A 17,448-nucleotide genomic window follows, 5' to 3' on the forward strand; every position below is an offset into this window, starting at 1 on the left:
TTATGTGAACAACTGTAAAGCTTTGTATGCAAAATGTATAGAGTAACCTACTAAAATAATACCTGCTCCGGCTGTTATGTAGCCAAGCGCTTTTGGTTTTAATAAAGTTCTTCCAAAATGTACAGAAAAAGCAATATTTAAATTCCATAAAATAATACCTGCAATAATGCAAAGACTGTACAAAAAAGCTTCTTGTTTCGTTACCTTCGTAAGTAATGAGCTAAGTGTACTTCCGTATATACCAAACCAAAAAACAAGATTTAATGGATTGGATATCGCAATTAAAAATCCTGCCATAAACGATTGCTTAAGACCACCTACCTCTTCTTTTTTATATTCCATGTTTGAGTGGGAAATTCCTTGTTTTACACTTTGAAATCCTAAATAAAATAACAAGAAAAAACCCGTGCAATACATGAAGGCTTGTACATATGTATACATAAACACAGAAGATAAACCGAAATAAATGAGAAGCATAAATAAAACATCTGCAGTCATTCCACCAATTCCAACAACCCAAGCATGCCAAAACCCACGTTCAATTCCTCGTTTTAACATTTCAATATTAATCGGCCCTACTGGCGCAGCTAATGAAATACCTAATACGATTTGCTGAATAATTGCTCCAATCATCGCTCTATCCTTTCTACTCTCTTTACTACTAGTTAATGATGTAATTTGAAAAAATAGACTAGCTTTCATAATAAAATACCCTTTTTTATCCAAAATATACAAAAGAGCCATCTAGGTGATGTGCACCCCAATTGTTAGACACAATTAACAATTGGAGGTGTATTTTTTTATGGGAAAGTTTTCTCCTAAAGAAAAGATACAGATAGTAAAACAATATTTTAATGGAATAGATGGTGGAAAAAGGCTTGCTAAATCTCTAGGGATTCATTCTAGTGTAATTTATCAGTGGATCAAACAATATGAGGCATTTGGAGAAAAAGCTTTTGAAAAACGCTATACAACTTATTCGCTTCAGTATAAACTAGATGTGCTTAAATATATGGATACGCAAGGGACATCTATTAGAGAAACAGCGGCAATTTTTAATATTTCCTCTCCTGAAATAATTCGTAGATGGAAAGTAGCTTATGATTCAAATGGTGTGGATGCCCTACGTTCAAAGCGGAAGGGACGTCCAGCTATGAAAAATAAGAAGGTTAAGGTGCAACCCAAAAAAGATACAGTGCTAGTTGAGGGGTCTATAGAAGCACTACAAGCAGAAAATGAACTTTTACGTATGGAAAATGATTATTTAAAAAAGTTAAATGCCTTAGTTCAGAAAAAGAACAAATCATAGATCAAGACAGAGCACAGGTAATTTATGAATTAAGGCACGAATACAAAATCATCGATCTTGTGAAAATCGCTGGTATTGCCCGCAGTACGTACTATTACTGGATTAAACAAATGGAACGTCCAGATAAATATAAGAACATTAAAGAATTAATCCAAGAGATTTTTGAAGAGAATTATGGTAGATACGGTTATCGTCGTATCACATTAGAATTACGTAACCGTGGATATATATTAAACCATAAAACAGTTCGTCGTTTAATGAATATTATTGGATTAAAATGCATGGTTCGTATAAAAAAATACCGTTCATATAAGGGAGAAGTAGGGAAATTCGCAAAGAATATTTTGAAGCGTGAATTTAATGCATCTAAGCCTAATGAAAAGTGGGTAACAGATGTCACTGAATTTCATCTCCATGGTAAAAAACTATATTTATCTCCTGTTTTAGACTTATATAACGGGGAGATTATAGCTTACAATATAGAAAATAAACCTGTGTATTCACTTGTATCAAAAATGCTTAATAAAGCCTTTACACGCTTAAATGATGGAGAAACTCCTATTCTTCATTCAGATCAAGGATGGCATTATCAGATGAAGATATATCAACAATCACTAAAAAAACATAAGGTTATCCAAAGTATGTCCCGTAAGGGAAACTGTTTGGACAATGCAGTCATAGAAAACTTCTTTGGCTTATTAAAATCTGAATTATTCTATCTTAAAGATTTTGAAAGTATGGAGCATTTTAAGATAGAATTAGAGAATTATATTCATTATTATAATCACAAAAGAATTAAAGTGAAGTTAAATGGAATGAGTCCAGTACAATACCGGACTCACATCCAATCAGTCGCTTAACTTCTTTGTCTAACTTTTTGGGGTCAGTTCAAGGTGATGGCTCTTACTTTTCTATCCTATGAAGAAAAGGACATTTCCCTTTTATTGGTTCTACATCGTCTCCTATAAAATATTGTTTCCATTCACGATGCTCTGGGTCACCATAATGACTAATGTTAGGATGTTTCGGCAATTGATCCCACTTTTCAACTCGCTCACGGACCATTTGTCTTGAATATGCTCCTTTAGGACGATCCCCCTCTAATCCATCAAAAATAGTGCGTGGCTGAAACCCAATAACGAGAGAATTCCCTAAATGTCTAGTTTTTCGCTGTTTATAAGCTGGCGCGTTTCCAAATGCGAATATTGGCTCACCACAAAATGAAAATTCCCATAAATAATGGTCTGGATCTTCAGGAATTTGCTTTGGCCATGCTTGATTATCGTTTTCATGTAAATACTGTAACACTTTCCAAAAGGAATCACGGTAATATTCGAGTGATCGTTCTTCACATTCCGGTTCTACAAAAAGGAAAAAGCCCCTTCTTACAATCGGCCTCTCTTTCATTAACTCTAAAAAAGATAACATTGTATGCGGCAAATGACTCCAATCATTATGAGAAAGAAATGAATAACGAAGTTCATTCTTTTTCAAAGCTGTTAAACCGAAATAACATGGAAAAGTTGGTTCTAACACGACACTTGAAAAAATCTCAAATTCTTTTGCAACCCAATCCGGTATGTCGGTTCTCGTTCTCATTCCTTCATTATCTAATAAGTACGACCTATTCATTCTTTCACCTCGTTATGTATAGCATTCAATTAAGAATATTACATACTCGGCCTGTCCTATACCTATTTAAAAATTTGATTGGAAAATTATTTAAAAATATAAAAAATAAAACCGCTTACTTGACTAAATTCTCCCAATTCGTGTATATTTAAATTAATCATTTAGCAGAATATTCAAGAATATAGCATTTTTAGTTTATATTATTTCTTTAAATGAATTTCACTAAATGAAAATAGTAAACGCTTTTAGGAGGAATTGTAACATGCAAGGAAAAGTAAAATGGTTTAACAACGAAAAAGGTTTTGGATTTATCGAAATGGAAGGCGCTGACGATGTATTCGTACATTTCTCTGCTATTCAAGGAGACGGCTACAAAGCTTTAGAAGAAGGTCAAGAAGTATCTTTCGACATTACTGAAGGTAACCGTGGACCTCAAGCTGCTAACGTAGTAAAACTTTAATCCAACATATAACAGGAGGTTACCTTACTTGGTAACCTTCTTTGTTATTCCTTTGTATATTTCCGTTTTACAGAGCAAAAACTATGTAAAATGCGCACTATACAAAGGAGGAATTATTAATGGGATCAGAAGTAAATGATTTTGAAGAAGTAAAATTCCGTGTAGAAACAGCACAAAAGATGGTAGGTTCTGCAACAATTTCAATGGATCCAGACACATTAGAGCATGCCACTACTGCAGTAGAAGCAGCTCGCTCACAGCTTGAAATTATGAAATCTGTTGCAGTAGATTTAGATGAACCATTTTTAATGAACGAGGAAAAGAAACTAAGCAAATGCGAGCAGCAATTAAACGAAGCAAAGCACTAAAAAACATCCAGAGAATTTTCTCTGGATGTTTTTTTATGACAACTGTTCTCCATACTTTTTCAATGTTTCTCCAACTGTACATTGTCTTATACAAAATGAATGTGCATAATATTTACTATTTGTCTTTCGATTATGTTCTCGCAAGAAACATCCTTCACAATATGTTTCTAATAAGTCATTTACCTCTGTAATGAGTTGCTTTTTATCCACCTTTGCACCTCTCTATTCGGTTATTTCTTTATGACTATCAATGACTGTCCCTTCTAATGCTTGCGTTGCTAATTGATGTGCTTCTTTATTTTGTTTTCTAGATATCGGATCACATACAAGTTTTAATTTCATTTGCTTCGCCTTTTGTTCAATTTGATCTAAATAATGGTTTAAATGCTCATCATAACAAGGCCATTCTCCCGCCAATTGCTGCAATACAACTTGAGAATCTCCGCGAAGTGTAACTGCTTCATATTTAATCCCTAATTCCTCGAGTATATTCATACCGTATAATAGTGATGCATATTCCGCTTCATTATTATCATCTATACCTTCTATATATGCATTGCGGCGAATGCGGTAGTTTGTATTTCCTTTTTTATAGTACACACATATACCAACGCCAGCTTCTTTCGTTTGCACATCATACCCCCCATCAAAATAAACGAGTATTTCTTGGGGCTCTTCCTCTACTTGTTTACTCAGTTTTTTCATTTCCTTTAATGACCATTCTGCATCCATTTCATCGTAAAATAAAAGTTCCTTAGCTCTTCCTGTTTTCTCAAAATCCTCTGCAAATTGAAGTATTTCTTCTATGTTCATATAATCTGTTGTTAATTCCGTCTGCAATCCTCGCTTCGTTTTATACAACCAATGAATTTTATATTTCATACTAGATTCCCCTCGTATATTAATATTTAAGCCCTATCTCAGGCTTAGTTTTTCTCTCTAATAAGAGTCCAGTAATAAAGAAAATACTTGGACGTCTCAAGATATTTCTAGATAATGGTCTTAGGATCATTTGGGACAATTCTGTATTCCCCTGTGGATTTACCACACGAAAAGAGTGTTTCTCAGTGAACGCGCGGGGCTCCCTACTCGCAGGCTGAGCAGCCTGATCCTCGAACCTAGATGTTAGTAGCTCTAGGGCGGCTTTCGATTCAGGACTAGCTCTTATACACGAGGTTGTTGGTCGGCGTACACACTAGAGATATCTCGAGACGTCCAAGCAATGATTCTAAATCGAAAGGAGGTCTCTTACGTGAGATTATTTGTTGGTCTAGATGTAAGTTCGTTTGATATGAAAGTTTGCTTTTTAAATGGTGAAGGAGAAAAGCTAGATTCTTTTTCAGTCAGTAATGACTTACCAGGTGCACAGGTACTTAAAGAACGATTATTACAGTGCACAACCAATCAAGAGGTTGAAACTTTAAAAATCGGCTTAGAATCTACATCTGTTTACAGTTTTCACCCATCCATGTTTCTCCATCATGACGAAGACTTAAAAAGATTTGGCACAAAGGTATTTCTTCTAAATCCAAAACAAGTCGCAAACTTCAAGAAAAGTTATTCAGACATGAATAAGACTGACGAAATTGATGCCTTTGTCATCGCTGATTATTTACGATTTGGGCGAAATCAAATGTCCATCGTGAAAGAAAGTCAATACGTGGCATTACAGCAATTAACAAGAGCTCGTTATCAACTCGTTAGAATGTTGACAAAGGAGAAACAACATTTTCTACAACACCTAAGTTATAAATGTAATACGTTCTCACAAGAAGTCGATTCTTCTATATTTGGTAACGCCATGATGGAATTGTTCCTTGAAAAATTCAGTCTAGAAGAGCTAGCTGACATGCCTTTAGAGGAACTCGCTGAGTTCCTACAGGAAAAGAGTAAAAATCGATTTGGTGACCCGAAATGTGTCGCATCAACCATTCAAAAGGCTGTTCGCACGTCGTACCGTTTAGATAAGGTGGTAGAAGACTCAATCGATATTCTTTTAGGAACATCAATCGAAATCATTCGTACCTATCAAAGACAAATTAAAGAACTAGAAAAATCTATTAAGCGGATCATGGCTGGATTAACGCAAACATTAGAATCCATTCCTGGAATCGGGCCTATATATGCCGCTGGTATTATCGCTGAAATTGGCCAAATCGAAAGATTTGACGATGAAACCAAAATCGCAAAATATGCCGGGTTATATTGGCGTACATACCAGTCTGGCCGGTTCACCGCTGAAAATACTTCATTATCTCGTAATGGGAATCATTACTTGCGGTATTACTTAGTTGAAGCCGCCAACTCTGTAAGAAAGCATGTATTGGAATACCAAGAATATTACGCAAAAAAGTATAATGAAGTACCAAAACATCAACACAAACGTGCACTCGTTCTAACCGCAAGAAAATTTGTGCGATTGGTGGATGCGCTACTACGTAATCACCAACTCTTTACGCCTGAAAGGTGTGTGAAAGTGTGACATAAAACTTGTCATCGCTACCTTTCAATCAATTCCAGTATTTTACATGCGGTGCTGGTCTAGTTTCGTGATGTCTTTTTTAAGCAATTTGTCCTTTGATAACTTCAAAATATATTATTTTTCAGTTGACATACTACCGCAGGTCTTATATAAGACTTCTTATATGTAGCCAGCTAATGAAAGCCTCACTTTATTTTATTATATTTTATCTAGAGTCACAGCATTATATTCAATATGATTACATACAAAAAGAGCTATCCCTATAGGAATAGCTCTTTCATCTATTACATAAATCTTTCAAATTGTACTCGCTTATTAATCCAGTACATTACAGGCATACCAATGGCCATTACAACAAATTCACCGACTGCACATGTTAACCAAGACAACATAAATGGTAAACCCAATGCAAGATGAAGTTCAATTGCAATCATAAACATTGTAATCGTAAAGATAACCGTATTAAAAATCATACGAGCCCAAACACCTTTAATAAATCGCATAGAAATAATCGTTGCAACTAATGCAAGAATAGATTGCCCTACTCCAAATACTAAATCATAAGCGATCATAGGTGAGAAAAAGAGATTCGTTAAAAATACACCTAATACAATTCCGTAAATTGCTTTCTTGTTAAATACAATGAGATGATTAAACATCTCTGAAATACGAAATTGTACATTCGTAAAGCCAAATGGCTGAATAAGCATAGAAACAGCAATATATAATGCCGCTAAAATACCATTGCCGACTAAAGTTCTAATATTCATGACAAAATCTCCTTAGTTTTTTTACGTGGGATGGTTTCGAACCACGTTATTCTTTTTTTAGCAACAAGATTATATTTTACGTGGTAGCCCCTCTTTCGTCAATAGATTCCTATCATGAACTACCTTTTTTCTTTTAGACAACGTATAATGAAACATATGAAAGATTTAGGAGGTTTCACTTCATGATAGCAACAATCCAAAATGAAAAAGTGATCGTTTCCATTTCTGACAAAGGTGCAGAATTACAAAGCGTTCGCTTAAAAGAAGACAACACAGAATATTTATGGCAAGGTGATTCTACATATTGGGGACGCCGTGCACCAATTTTGTTCCCAATTGTCGGCCGATTAGTAGATAATACATACTACGTAGACGGTAAACCATATTCATTAACACAACACGGTTTCGCTCGTGATCTTACTTTCTCTGTGAAAGAACAAAGTGAAACAAAGATTACTTATATCGTTACTAATAATGAAGAAACGTTAAAAAAATACCCATACGAATTCGAATTACTCATTTCTTATGAGCTAGAAGGACAAAGCGTTCATGTAACATATGAAGTAAACAATCCTACTTCTAAAGAGATGTTCTTCTCAATTGGGGCACATCCTGGATTCAACTTCCCTTTATTGGATGGTGAATCATTTACAGATTATCACTTATCGTTTAATGGTTCGGAACGCTTAGAAACAAGCGTATTAGAAGGACCTTACCTTTCAAACAAAAAGCAATTAATCGCTGAAAATACAACTGAATTGCCACTTACATATGATTTATTCAAAAATGATGCGCTTATTTTTGAAAATATGAATACGAATGAAATTTCGATTCGTTCTCATAAACATAATAAATTTGTAAAAGTAGAATTTGATGGCTTCCCATTTGTCGGCGTATGGACACCAGGGGATAACGCACCTTTCTTATGTATTGAACCTTGGTATGGAATCGCTGATGAAGTAAATCCAGCAAAAGATTTCAAGGACAAAAAGGGAATTCAATCTTTACAAGCGAATGAAACATTTACATGTCGTTACAGCATCACAATCGGATAACTACTCTATCCCCTACTTCAAAAAAATATTTAAGTAGGGGATAACCTTATAATTTGGAGGTTTCTCATTTTGATTGAAGTATATATTGATGGTGCATCAAAAGGAAATCCTGGTCCTTCTGGTGCAGGAGTGTTTATTAAAGGCGTTCAACCACCTGTACAATTATCATTACCACTTGGAACAATGTCCAATCATGAAGCAGAATACCGCGCTTTACTTCTAGCATTAAAATATTGCATCGAGCATAATTATAGCACTGTCTCTTTTCGTACAGATTCCCAGCTTGTCGAACGGGCTGTTGAAAAGGAATACGCAAAAAATAAAATATTTGCACCTCTTTTAGATGAAGCACTACAGTACATAAAAAACTTCGATCTCTTTTTTATTAAGTGGATTCCAAGTAGTCAAAATAAAGTAGCTGATGAATTAGCTAGAAAAGCTATATTACAAAATTAACGGGGGTATGAGTGTGAAAAAAGATTGGATTGCTCCTCTTGCTTTATTATTTGTCTCTTTTATTTGGGGAGCTACGTTTGTTGTCGTTCAAAATGCTATGTCTTTCGTTGGTCCATTTACCTTTAATGGTATTCGCTTTTTATTCGCTGGAATTATTTTATTATTCGTTCAAATGATTTTCTCAAAAAACACTTCAAAACAAGATATAAAACAGAGTAGCCTCGCTGGATTAATCGTTGGGTTCTTTTTATGTGTTGGCTATGTATTACAAACATTTGGCTTACTTTATACAACTTCTTCAAAAGCAGGTTTCTTAACAGGGCTTAGTATCGTTATGGTACCAATTTTGTCTTTTATCTTTTTAAAACAAAAAGCTACCATTTTTATCGTACTTGGTATTGCTGTAGCAACAGCAGGTTTATACTTATTAACAGCTGCTGATTCTTTCCAATTAAATATAGGAGATATACTTGTTCTCGGTTGTGCAATCGCTTTCGCTGCCCATATTCTTATTAACGGCTTCTTTTCTAAGAAAATATCACCTTTATTATTAAGCACATCTCAAGTATTAGCTGTTGGTATATTTTCTTCTATTTGCGCTTTCTTGTTTGAAGATTGGGAAAAATTATTTTCAGTATCACTATGGACGAATCAATCTTTTTTATTCGCACTCTTTCTAACTGCCCTGTTTGCAACATCTATTGCTTTTTTCATTCAAACATCGGCCCAAAAGCACACTTCTCCAACAAGAGTAGCAATTATTTTCGCAATGGAACCCGTTTTTGCTGCATTAACAGGCGTTCTCGTTGCAAATGAACAACTTTCTATTTCTGCTATTATCGGATGTCTATGTATTTTCCTGGGCATGATTTTTGTTGAATGGCCATCCAAAACAAAAAAAGAAGCGCAGGCTGCGTGAAGTTATGCTTGTAACTTCCGCATAAAAGCCTTAGCGCTTTTTTTATCTGTAATTTCTTCCTCTTTCAATCGTTCTAATAACGCAACGAAATAACTACCATCAAACTGCAATTGATGTTTAATTGTCGCTTCTATTGCTGCGTTCACAATCCCATCAGACGCACCAGTATATCCTTGTCCGAACATAATAAACCCTTGTGCTTCCTCTGATAATTTAAATCCTTTCGTATGTAAGAATGAAAGATAATCTTCTACTGTTTGCATGTTATTCCCACCTACTCAAAAATTCTCCATCTCCTATCATACATGTTTTTACACGCTATGAGAATGAAATTTCTTTGACAACTTTGTAAATCGCTCTTCTAATTCGCTTGCAATGGAGGATTTCCTAACAATCTGAAGGAATATGTACAGTGGAACTTATTTCATATTAAAGGGGAGACACGATGAAACAAGCACTATTAATTATCGACGCTCAACAAGAATTAATTGATGGAAATGAGCAAGAAAATGAAGTTTTTCGTAAAACCGAGCTATTATCTACACTAAATACAGCCATGCAGAAAGCAATAGATTCCAATGCTCTTATTGTTTTCGTAAGAGATATCGATGTTGCTTCTGGCAGCGGAGAAGGATTTGAAGTACATAATCAAATTCAAGTACCTCAGTCTGCAATCTTTATTAATAAAGCAGCAACCAATTCATTCTACGGCACTTCTTTACTTGAACTTTTAAAAGAAGAGAAAATTGGCCATATCGTTATCGGTGGATGTAAAACAGAGCATTGTATCGACACCGCAGTTAGAACTGCGACTGTACAAGGATTTGATGTTACATTAATTAAAAACGGTCATTCCACAACTGATTCTAACGTATTATCTGCAGAGCAAATTATTGCTCATCACAATAAAACTTTACACGGTCATTATAACGTTGATCATTTTTCTATGGTGAGAGATATCGAGGAAGACCTCTTTCAGCCAACTCATGACCAATATCGTGATTAAATTAGCTCAAAAAAGAATCCTTCATTTAAAAGGATTCTTTCTTTATCCAAAAATTTGTGCTGCAATACTATATAGTTCACTATTTCTTTTTATTAACCGATTACTATTTTTCATCATAATTGGTGGTGTATTCACCTTTTTAAAACCAGCAATCTCTAATTCTTTCATGAAATCGTTCTTTCCTTCTGGTACATCCATTCTTAATTTTCCATTATGCCCTCTTGCTAAATCATGTACCATTCTCATCGCCATCGCATTATTTTTAGCAACGACTGGTCCTATTATTTTATTTTCTGGCGTTTGTATACTTATACCGTATCCTACTACATTTTCTTTCGTATCCTTTACAACGACACACTGCTCACTTTGCATAATTCTTTGTTTTAAAAACTCGTTTCGGCTTGTCCCAAATGCGCCTTTATCTATTTTTATTATTCCTTCTAAATCACTCTCTTTATAAACCATCATATATTCTTCATTTTCTGCACATTTATGATTCGCATTGTACGAGTTACAAATATATTTAGAAACATAGCTTACTACCCTAAATCCTAATGTTTCATATAAGGGCTTCCCTTCATCCGTAGCAATAAGCATACATGGAGTTTGAGCTGATACGCTATTCATACATGAATTCGTTATCATCTTTCCAATCCCTCTCCCCTTATAATCTGGATGTACAATTACCATTCCAATAGATGCCAACGCCTCCCCGTATAATATAATTGCTGCGCTAGCAATAAGTTCCTTTCTCTCATTCCAGACGCCGTATACAATACCTGAGTTAAAAACTGCTTCAATTTCTTCTCTGTTATAATCCCAGCCAATATAAGAAGATAACGCTACAATATCGCCTATTTGTTCTTTCCTAAGACGCTCCACCCTAATTTCCAATTCAATCATACTCCATCCCCTTATCTAGACATTTAAATCATTATTACTAAATCAACTTGTACATGTTTCCCTTTATTTGTCACACACATATGTTATTTTGACCAAGACTATATTGTAAATGAGGTGACAACATGCCCATTACGAATCGATTTTCTACCACCACTAACGGCGCACTCGCTATTACAGGTAATACTTTAGGCTTAAGTAAAATTAGTAATCAAAACCGTGCTGGTACAATCGGGGCCATTGGTGCGTTCGTAACTACGAATACAGCTTTACAAGTTCCTACTTTTCCTGCTGGTACAACATTAAACTATACACAAAATAGTTCTACCGCTATTTTAAATATCCCTGCTGGCAGTACTATTCTTTACGCAGAACTCATATGGGGAGGAAATTATTTAACTCGCGATCAAAATATTACAAGTGTTCTAGGAAATCCCGTTTCATTTACGACACCCGTTTCAACATACTCAATTACTCCTTCAGCTGTTACAGCTTCAAATCAAACATTCGTTTCAAACTCTATTACATTTGGCTTTTATACTCGTTCAGCAGACGTAACAACTCTTATTCAAGCGGGAGGTTCTGGTTCCTATACTACAGGAGCTGTCCCTGGACTTGTTGATCCTTTAGATGCTTCAAATGGATCTATTAACTCGGCTGGATGGACACTCATTGTCGCTTATCAAAACGGAACATTGCCTGCAAGAAACTTAACCATTTACGTAGCTGGTAACCGTGTTTCTGCTGATACTGGTAGTGCAGATGTAGCTGTTTCAGGATTTTTAACACCCGCAGGAGGACCTGTAAGCGGGAGATTATTCTTAAGCTCCACTGAAGGAGATGCAGATTTAACCGGGGATCAAGCATTATTTGGACCAAATTTCAGTTCATTAAATGCTTTATCTGGGCCAAATAATGCTGTAAATAACTTCTTCGGTTCTCAAATTAATAATGCTGCTGGAAACTTAGATACAACTGGGACATTTGGAACGCGAAATCAAAGTGCTTCTACAGGCACAAACATCTCCGCTGGGAGACAGGGCTGGGATATTACTTCTATTGATATTTCTCCTTATTTAACAAACTCACAAGTGTCCGCCGCAATCCGTTTAACAACTAACGGAGATGCGTATATGTTAAATACAGTCGGTTTACAAATCAACATAAATTCACCTACTATACAAGCAACGAAAAGCGTGAATAAAAGTGTTGCTGCAATTGGAGATATTCTCACTTATACAGTTACGATCCCTAACACCGGACTTCTTCCGGCGAATAATGTTACCTTTACAGACATTCTCCCTAACGGGACTTCCTTTATACCTGGCACTGTAACAGTAGATAATGTCCCGCAAACAAACGCAAATCCCGCCGCTGGTATATCTCTTGGAACAATCAATAATGGTGCTTCTCGTACAGTAACTTTCCAAGCTACTGTCGTTTCTCTCCCAAGTCAAAACCCTATCTCTAATACCGCTAATATTACATTTCAATATACACCTATCGCCGGAGGAACAACCTTTAACGGTCTTGCAACAAGCAATTCTGCTGGGACACAAATTAACCTGGCAGATATTAATGGAACAAAATCAGTCAACAAAATTTTTACCGATATTGGTGAAACATTAACTTACAGTATTGCCTTAGCTAATATAGGAAATATCGCTGCAACGAACGTTATATATACGGATCCAATCCCTAGCGGAACTACTTTCATTCCAGGAAGTGTAACTGTTAACGGAGTTACTCAAGCTGGAGCGAATCCCGCTAATGGTATATCAATTGGTTCGATTGCCGCAAATTCCACTACTACTATTTCATTCCAAGTGCTCGTTCCTTCTATCCCTCAAACAAATCCAATATTAAATAGTGGAACAACAACATATCAATATATTCCTATACCAAATCAACCTGCAGTAAGTGGGACTGATACGACAAATATCGTATCTACTCAAGTGAATAACGCTACTGTAACAATGGTAAAAGCAGTAGATAAAAATTTTGCAGATATTGGTGATACACTAACGTACACCGTTTCTTTTACAGGTACAGGTAATACAAATGCGAACAATATTATTTTTACAGATGTCATTCCTACTGGAACAACTTTTGTTTTAAACAGTTTAACAATAGATGGCACTACACAAGTGGGCGCAAATCCCGCTAACGGCGTGAACATTGGATCCATCCCAAGCGGCACAACAAAAAATGTTACATTTCAAGTAGTAATAAACACAATACCCGCGTCAAATGTCGTATCTAATGGATCAAATGCTTCTTATCAATATACCGTCAATCCTATCCAATCACCCGTTACAAAAAACATTTCTTCTAATCTCGTTTCCACTCAAATTAACAATGCGAATGTAACATTAACAAAATTAACTAACAAACAATTTGCCACAATTGGTGAAACGATAGGTTATACAATTCTTATTACAAACAGTGGAAATACAGCCGCTAATAACGTACAACTAACAGATCCACTTCCAAATGGAACGATATTAACATTAGGTTCGGTAACGCTCAACGGCGTTTTGCAAAATGTAGATTCTCTCGTTGCTTTACCTATTGGCACAATTCCTGCTGGAGCTACTTTTACCCTCTCTTTCCAAGTAACAGTTATTAATATTACTTCACAAAATCCTATCCTTAATAACGCTTTTGCCTCTTACATTTACACTGTAAATCCAAGTCTGCCACCAACTTCAAAAACAGCAAATTCTAATTCTGTTACATCTACAATTAGACTAGCAAATCTCCATGCTAATAAATCTGTAGATAAGACGTTTGCGGAAGTTGGCGATGTATTAACTTACACCTTTGCTCTTACTAACGATGGAAATGTTGCAGCGAACAACGTATTACTATCCGATTCCATCGCGAATGGCACTTCCTTTGTACCGAACAGTGTTATAGTTAACGGTGTTACTCAGCCGGGCATAACACCAGCTAGCATCAATATTGGTAGCATCAATGCTAATACTACAATTACAGCTTCATTCCAAGTAGTAATAACTAGCATTCCAAATCCAAACCCTATTTCAAATAGCGCTTTCGTCTCCTACAACTTTATCGTTGATCCAAACGCTTCACCTGTAAATAAAAACACTACTTCAACCACTACATTTACTCAAGTAAACGATGCAAATGTCATTTCAGCAAAAACAGTGGATCAAGCGTTCGCTACCGTAGGGGATATATTAACTTATACTGTTACTTTGACGAATGCAGGAAGTGTTTCTGCTGATAGTCCTACTTTCGTAGATACAAATCCAGACGGTACTACCTTTATTCCAAACACTTTTCTTATTAATGGTGTACTCCAAAATAACGCAGATCCAAATATAGGTGTTCCACTACCTTCCATTCCTGCTAACGGCTCACTTACCGTCTCTTATCAAGTAACCGTCACCTCTTTACCAACACAAAACCCAACGATAAATTCATCTAGTACACAGTATAGTTTTATTCTAAATCCGGGAGATCCACCAACTATAGAAATATCTGTAAGTAACACTGTAAGTACACAAATTAATTTAGCTAATGTAGTTATTGTCAAAGAAGTAGATTTAACTATCGCCGATGTAGGGCAACCAATCACATATACAATTTCTTTAGCTAATCTTGGCAATACTACAGCAAATAATGTTATTGTTACTGATATAATCCCTAATGGCACCACTATCGTACCAAATAGTATTTTTATAGGTGGTGCTTTACAACTAGGTGCAGATCCCAGTACCGGTCTTCAAGTCGGCTCCATTCCTTCGGGTGGTTTTACAACGATTGTTTTTCAAATAAGTGCAAATGGGCTACCTTCACCAAATCCAATTCAAAACAGCGCTTCACTTCAATATAGCTTTATCGCTGATCCAAATTTACCCGCTCTTGTTAGAAACGCTGCTAGCAATATAGTAACTACACAAATTAATACTGCTAATATCATTGCTACAAAGCTAACAAGCACAAACTTTGCTGATGTCGGTGATATCATATTATATGCGACTATTTTAACAAATAACGGGAATATCCCTACTGCTAATGTAACGTTTACAGATATCATTCCAGCGGGTACCCTCTTCATTCCTAATACTGTAACGATTAATAATGTCCCTATAGCTAATGCAAATCCTGCTAACGGCATTTCGATTGGTACGATAGGAGCAAATTCATCACGCACCGTTGCATTCCAAGTTTTTGTACCAACTATCCCTGCTGTAAATCCGATTACAAATCAATCAGGCACAACATTCCAATATACGTATGATCCATCCAAACCCGCTGTGATGCAGATGGTTGCTTCTAACACTGTACAGACAACTATTAATAACGCCTCAATTGCCGCTACTAAATCGGCAGATAAACAGTTTGCTAACGTAAATGATATTATTACGTACACGACTACTTTAACGAATAACGGGAATACACTTGCATCAAATGTAATATTTACAGATGTAATCCCAAACGGGACATCGTTCATTCCTAATAGTGTTACTGTAAACGGGAATGCACTGCCTAATGTCAATCCAGCAAGCGGAATTGCAATCGATCCAATAGATCCGAATACAAATACGATCATCTCGTTCCAATTACAAGTAAATTCTATCCCGAACCCGAATCCAATCCCGAACCAAAGTAATACAACGTATCAGTATGTCATAGATCCTAACTTACCTCCAGCATCCGCTAATGCGCTGAGTAACGTAATAACAACTCAAATCAATAATGCCACGATTATCGCTACAAAATCAGTGAACACACCGAATGCTGCAATTGGAGATATCGTTACTTATACAATTGCAGTTACGAACACAGGAAATATCCCTGCTAGTGCTACAGTTTTAACAGATGGGCTTGGACCTGGTGCATCCTTCATCCCAAATTCCGTTACAATAAATAACGTTTCCCAACCTGGATTAGATCCTTCATTAGGGATTCATTTAGACGATATTTCACCAGGAAACACTACTTTCATTACATTCCAAGTGAAAATTCTGGCTATTCCACCTAGTGGAACTTTAACGAATAATGCTCTTGTAAACTACGAATATGCAGTGAATCCAGCTGAAACGCCAGCTATTGGTAGTACCGTTACAAACACAACAGTTACACCGATTATTGACGCTACTTTAGTAATAAATAAAAGTGCTAGTACAACTTTCGCTACGATTGGTGATACAATTACATTCACTTCATCTGTTACAAACACAGGAAATACTACTGCGAACAACATTGTTTTTACAGATACAATTCCAAACGGTACTACCCTTGTCCCAAATAGCTTTAAGATAAATGGTGTAACCGTCCCGAATGCAAATCCACAAAACGGTATCAATATTGGTAACTTAAATTCAAATGCATCGGTTACACTCAGTTTCCAAGTAAACATCACAACGCTTCCAAATCCTAATCCAATTCCGAACAAATCATCGCTTCAATATAGCTTTATTGTTGATATAAATGAACCGCCTGTTTCACGAACAGTTCAATCCAATACAACTTTTACGCAAGTAAATTCAGCTTCCGTTATCGCAACGAAAACTGCGAGCAGTGCATTTGCCGCTGTTGGCGATACAATTACGTATACAACTACTCTCACTAATAGCGGAAATACTACCGCAAACACACCTGTTTTTATCGATATATTACCAACTGAACTTTCATTCGTTCCTGATAGCGTACAAATTAATACCATCCCACAACTTGGATTTAGACCAGATAGCGGAATCTCTTTAGACTCAATTCCAGTTGGAGGAACGACAACAATTAGCTTTCAAGCTATCGTTGGCTCAATACCAGCTACAAATCCAACTTTGAACCAATCCAGTACGACATACTTGATCATTGTTGACCCTACCCAGCCACCGGTGACAGAAACAGCTACAAGTAATCCAACTTTAGTTCAAATTAATGAAGCAATTATTCAAGCAACGAAAAGTGTGGATCGACTATTTTCTGACGTAGCACCTGGAAATTCATTTTTAACGTATACAGTTTTATTAGAAAATGTAGGGAACACAACTGCTACGAATATCATTTTTACAGATCCTATTCCAAATAACACAATATTTATAGAAGATAGGGTTCT

15 protein-coding genes, 1 pseudogene and 1 riboswitch are annotated in these 17,448 nt (G+C 36.0%); of the genes and pseudogenes, 9 read left to right on the forward strand and 7 right to left on the reverse strand.

The genetic code is table 11. The annotated features are described in order from the left end of the window. Nucleotides 1-744, reverse strand: a complete 744-nt coding sequence (locus MHI28_RS08790) for a LysE family transporter (protein ID WP_001196842.1) — start codon at nucleotides 742-744, stop codon at nucleotides 1-3. Between the two features lie 58 nt (nucleotides 745-802). Here MHI28_RS08790 and MHI28_RS08795 point away from each other — a divergent pair. Next, nucleotides 803-2,169, forward strand: a protein-coding gene (locus MHI28_RS08795; RefSeq protein ID WP_327947199.1) for an IS3 family transposase whose coding sequence is annotated in 2 segments (ribosomal slippage) — nucleotides 803-1,265 and nucleotides 1,265-2,169 — 1,368 coding nt in all. Because the reading frame shifts where the segments join, the coding sequence is not laid out codon by codon here. A gap of 43 nt (nucleotides 2,170-2,212) precedes the next feature. Here MHI28_RS08795 and MHI28_RS08800 read toward each other — a convergent pair. Beyond that, a complete protein-coding gene (locus tag MHI28_RS08800) occupies nucleotides 2,213-2,941 on the reverse strand; it encodes a YqcI/YcgG family protein (protein ID WP_001082150.1) in 729 nt (242 codons plus the stop codon). A gap of 262 nt (nucleotides 2,942-3,203) precedes the next feature. On the opposite strand from MHI28_RS08800, the gene cspB reads away from it, so the two are divergent. Then, the gene (gene cspB / locus MHI28_RS08805) at nucleotides 3,204-3,401 is read left to right on the forward strand and encodes a cold shock-like protein CspB (protein WP_001161731.1); all 198 of its coding nucleotides are present in this window, start codon (nucleotides 3,204-3,206) and stop codon (nucleotides 3,399-3,401) included. Nucleotides 3,402-3,520: 119 nt separating this feature from the next. After that, nucleotides 3,521-3,769 carry a DUF2564 family protein gene (locus tag MHI28_RS08810; protein WP_000534400.1) on the forward strand — a complete coding sequence of 83 codons (249 nt, stop codon included), beginning with the start codon at nucleotides 3,521-3,523 and terminating at the stop codon, nucleotides 3,767-3,769. 33 nt (nucleotides 3,770-3,802) lie between these two features. Here the strand turns inward: MHI28_RS08810 and MHI28_RS08815 are convergent, their stop codons facing one another. Together MHI28_RS08815 and MHI28_RS08820 are read right to left on the reverse strand one after the other, a co-directional pair. Next, a complete protein-coding gene (locus MHI28_RS08815; protein ID WP_000358801.1) occupies nucleotides 3,803-3,979 on the reverse strand; it encodes a zinc-finger domain-containing protein in 177 nt (58 codons plus the stop codon). 12 nt (nucleotides 3,980-3,991) lie between these two features. Further along, nucleotides 3,992-4,651 carry a ribonuclease H family protein gene (locus MHI28_RS08820; RefSeq protein ID WP_000875533.1) on the reverse strand — a complete coding sequence of 220 codons (660 nt, stop codon included), beginning with the start codon at nucleotides 4,649-4,651 and terminating at the stop codon, nucleotides 3,992-3,994. Between the two features lie 370 nt (nucleotides 4,652-5,021). Between MHI28_RS08820 and MHI28_RS08825 the strand changes: the two genes are divergently transcribed. Next, on the forward strand, nucleotides 5,022-6,251 hold the full coding sequence (locus MHI28_RS08825; protein WP_100909797.1) for an IS110 family transposase: 1,230 nt from the start codon (nucleotides 5,022-5,024) through the stop codon (nucleotides 6,249-6,251). A gap of 284 nt (nucleotides 6,252-6,535) precedes the next feature. On the opposite strand, the gene MHI28_RS08830 is transcribed toward MHI28_RS08825, so the two are convergent. After that, nucleotides 6,536-7,021: a QueT transporter family protein gene (locus tag MHI28_RS08830; RefSeq protein WP_001026464.1), complete on the reverse strand. Its 486-nt coding sequence runs from the start codon at nucleotides 7,019-7,021 to the stop codon at nucleotides 6,536-6,538. 6 nt (nucleotides 7,022-7,027) lie between these two features. Further along, a riboswitch (PreQ1 riboswitch) is annotated at nucleotides 7,028-7,072 on the reverse strand. A gap of 131 nt (nucleotides 7,073-7,203) precedes the next feature. Between MHI28_RS08830 and MHI28_RS08835 the strand changes: the two genes are divergently transcribed. The 3 genes from MHI28_RS08835 (at nucleotide 7,204) to MHI28_RS08845 (ending at nucleotide 9,451) form a co-directional block, all read left to right on the forward strand. Continuing rightward, nucleotides 7,204-8,076: an aldose 1-epimerase family protein gene (locus MHI28_RS08835; RefSeq protein WP_000562116.1), complete on the forward strand. Its 873-nt coding sequence runs from the start codon at nucleotides 7,204-7,206 to the stop codon at nucleotides 8,074-8,076. 69 nt (nucleotides 8,077-8,145) lie between these two features. Further along, entirely contained in the window at nucleotides 8,146-8,532 is a 387-nt protein-coding gene (locus MHI28_RS08840) for a reverse transcriptase-like protein (protein ID WP_000573877.1), read from the forward strand. 13 nt (nucleotides 8,533-8,545) lie between these two features. Next, complete coding sequence (locus MHI28_RS08845) at nucleotides 8,546-9,451, forward strand: DMT family transporter (RefSeq protein ID WP_000711161.1); 906 nt, start codon at nucleotides 8,546-8,548, stop codon at nucleotides 9,449-9,451. 2 nt (nucleotides 9,452-9,453) lie between these two features. Here the strand turns inward: MHI28_RS08845 and MHI28_RS08850 are convergent, their stop codons facing one another. Then, nucleotides 9,454-9,714 carry a DUF6123 family protein gene (locus MHI28_RS08850; RefSeq protein WP_001195212.1) on the reverse strand — a complete coding sequence of 87 codons (261 nt, stop codon included), beginning with the start codon at nucleotides 9,712-9,714 and terminating at the stop codon, nucleotides 9,454-9,456. 182 nt (nucleotides 9,715-9,896) lie between these two features. On the opposite strand from MHI28_RS08850, the gene MHI28_RS08855 reads away from it, so the two are divergent. Further along, nucleotides 9,897-10,457, forward strand: a complete 561-nt coding sequence (locus tag MHI28_RS08855) for a cysteine hydrolase family protein (RefSeq protein ID WP_000806325.1) — start codon at nucleotides 9,897-9,899, stop codon at nucleotides 10,455-10,457. 42 nt (nucleotides 10,458-10,499) lie between these two features. Here the strand turns inward: MHI28_RS08855 and MHI28_RS08860 are convergent, their stop codons facing one another. After that, nucleotides 10,500-11,360, reverse strand: a complete 861-nt coding sequence (locus MHI28_RS08860; protein WP_000571020.1) for a GNAT family N-acetyltransferase — start codon at nucleotides 11,358-11,360, stop codon at nucleotides 10,500-10,502. Nucleotides 11,361-11,482: 122 nt separating this feature from the next. Between MHI28_RS08860 and MHI28_RS08865 the strand changes: the two are divergent. Continuing rightward, nucleotides 11,483-17,446: pseudogene (locus MHI28_RS08865) on the forward strand (beta strand repeat-containing protein); the annotation flags it as partial. Nucleotides 17,447-17,448: the final 2 nt, after the last annotated feature.

Source organism: Bacillus sp. FSL K6-0268 (assembly GCF_038005425.1).
GTDB lineage: Bacteria > Bacillota > Bacilli > Bacillales > Bacillaceae_G > Bacillus_A > Bacillus_A thuringiensis_S.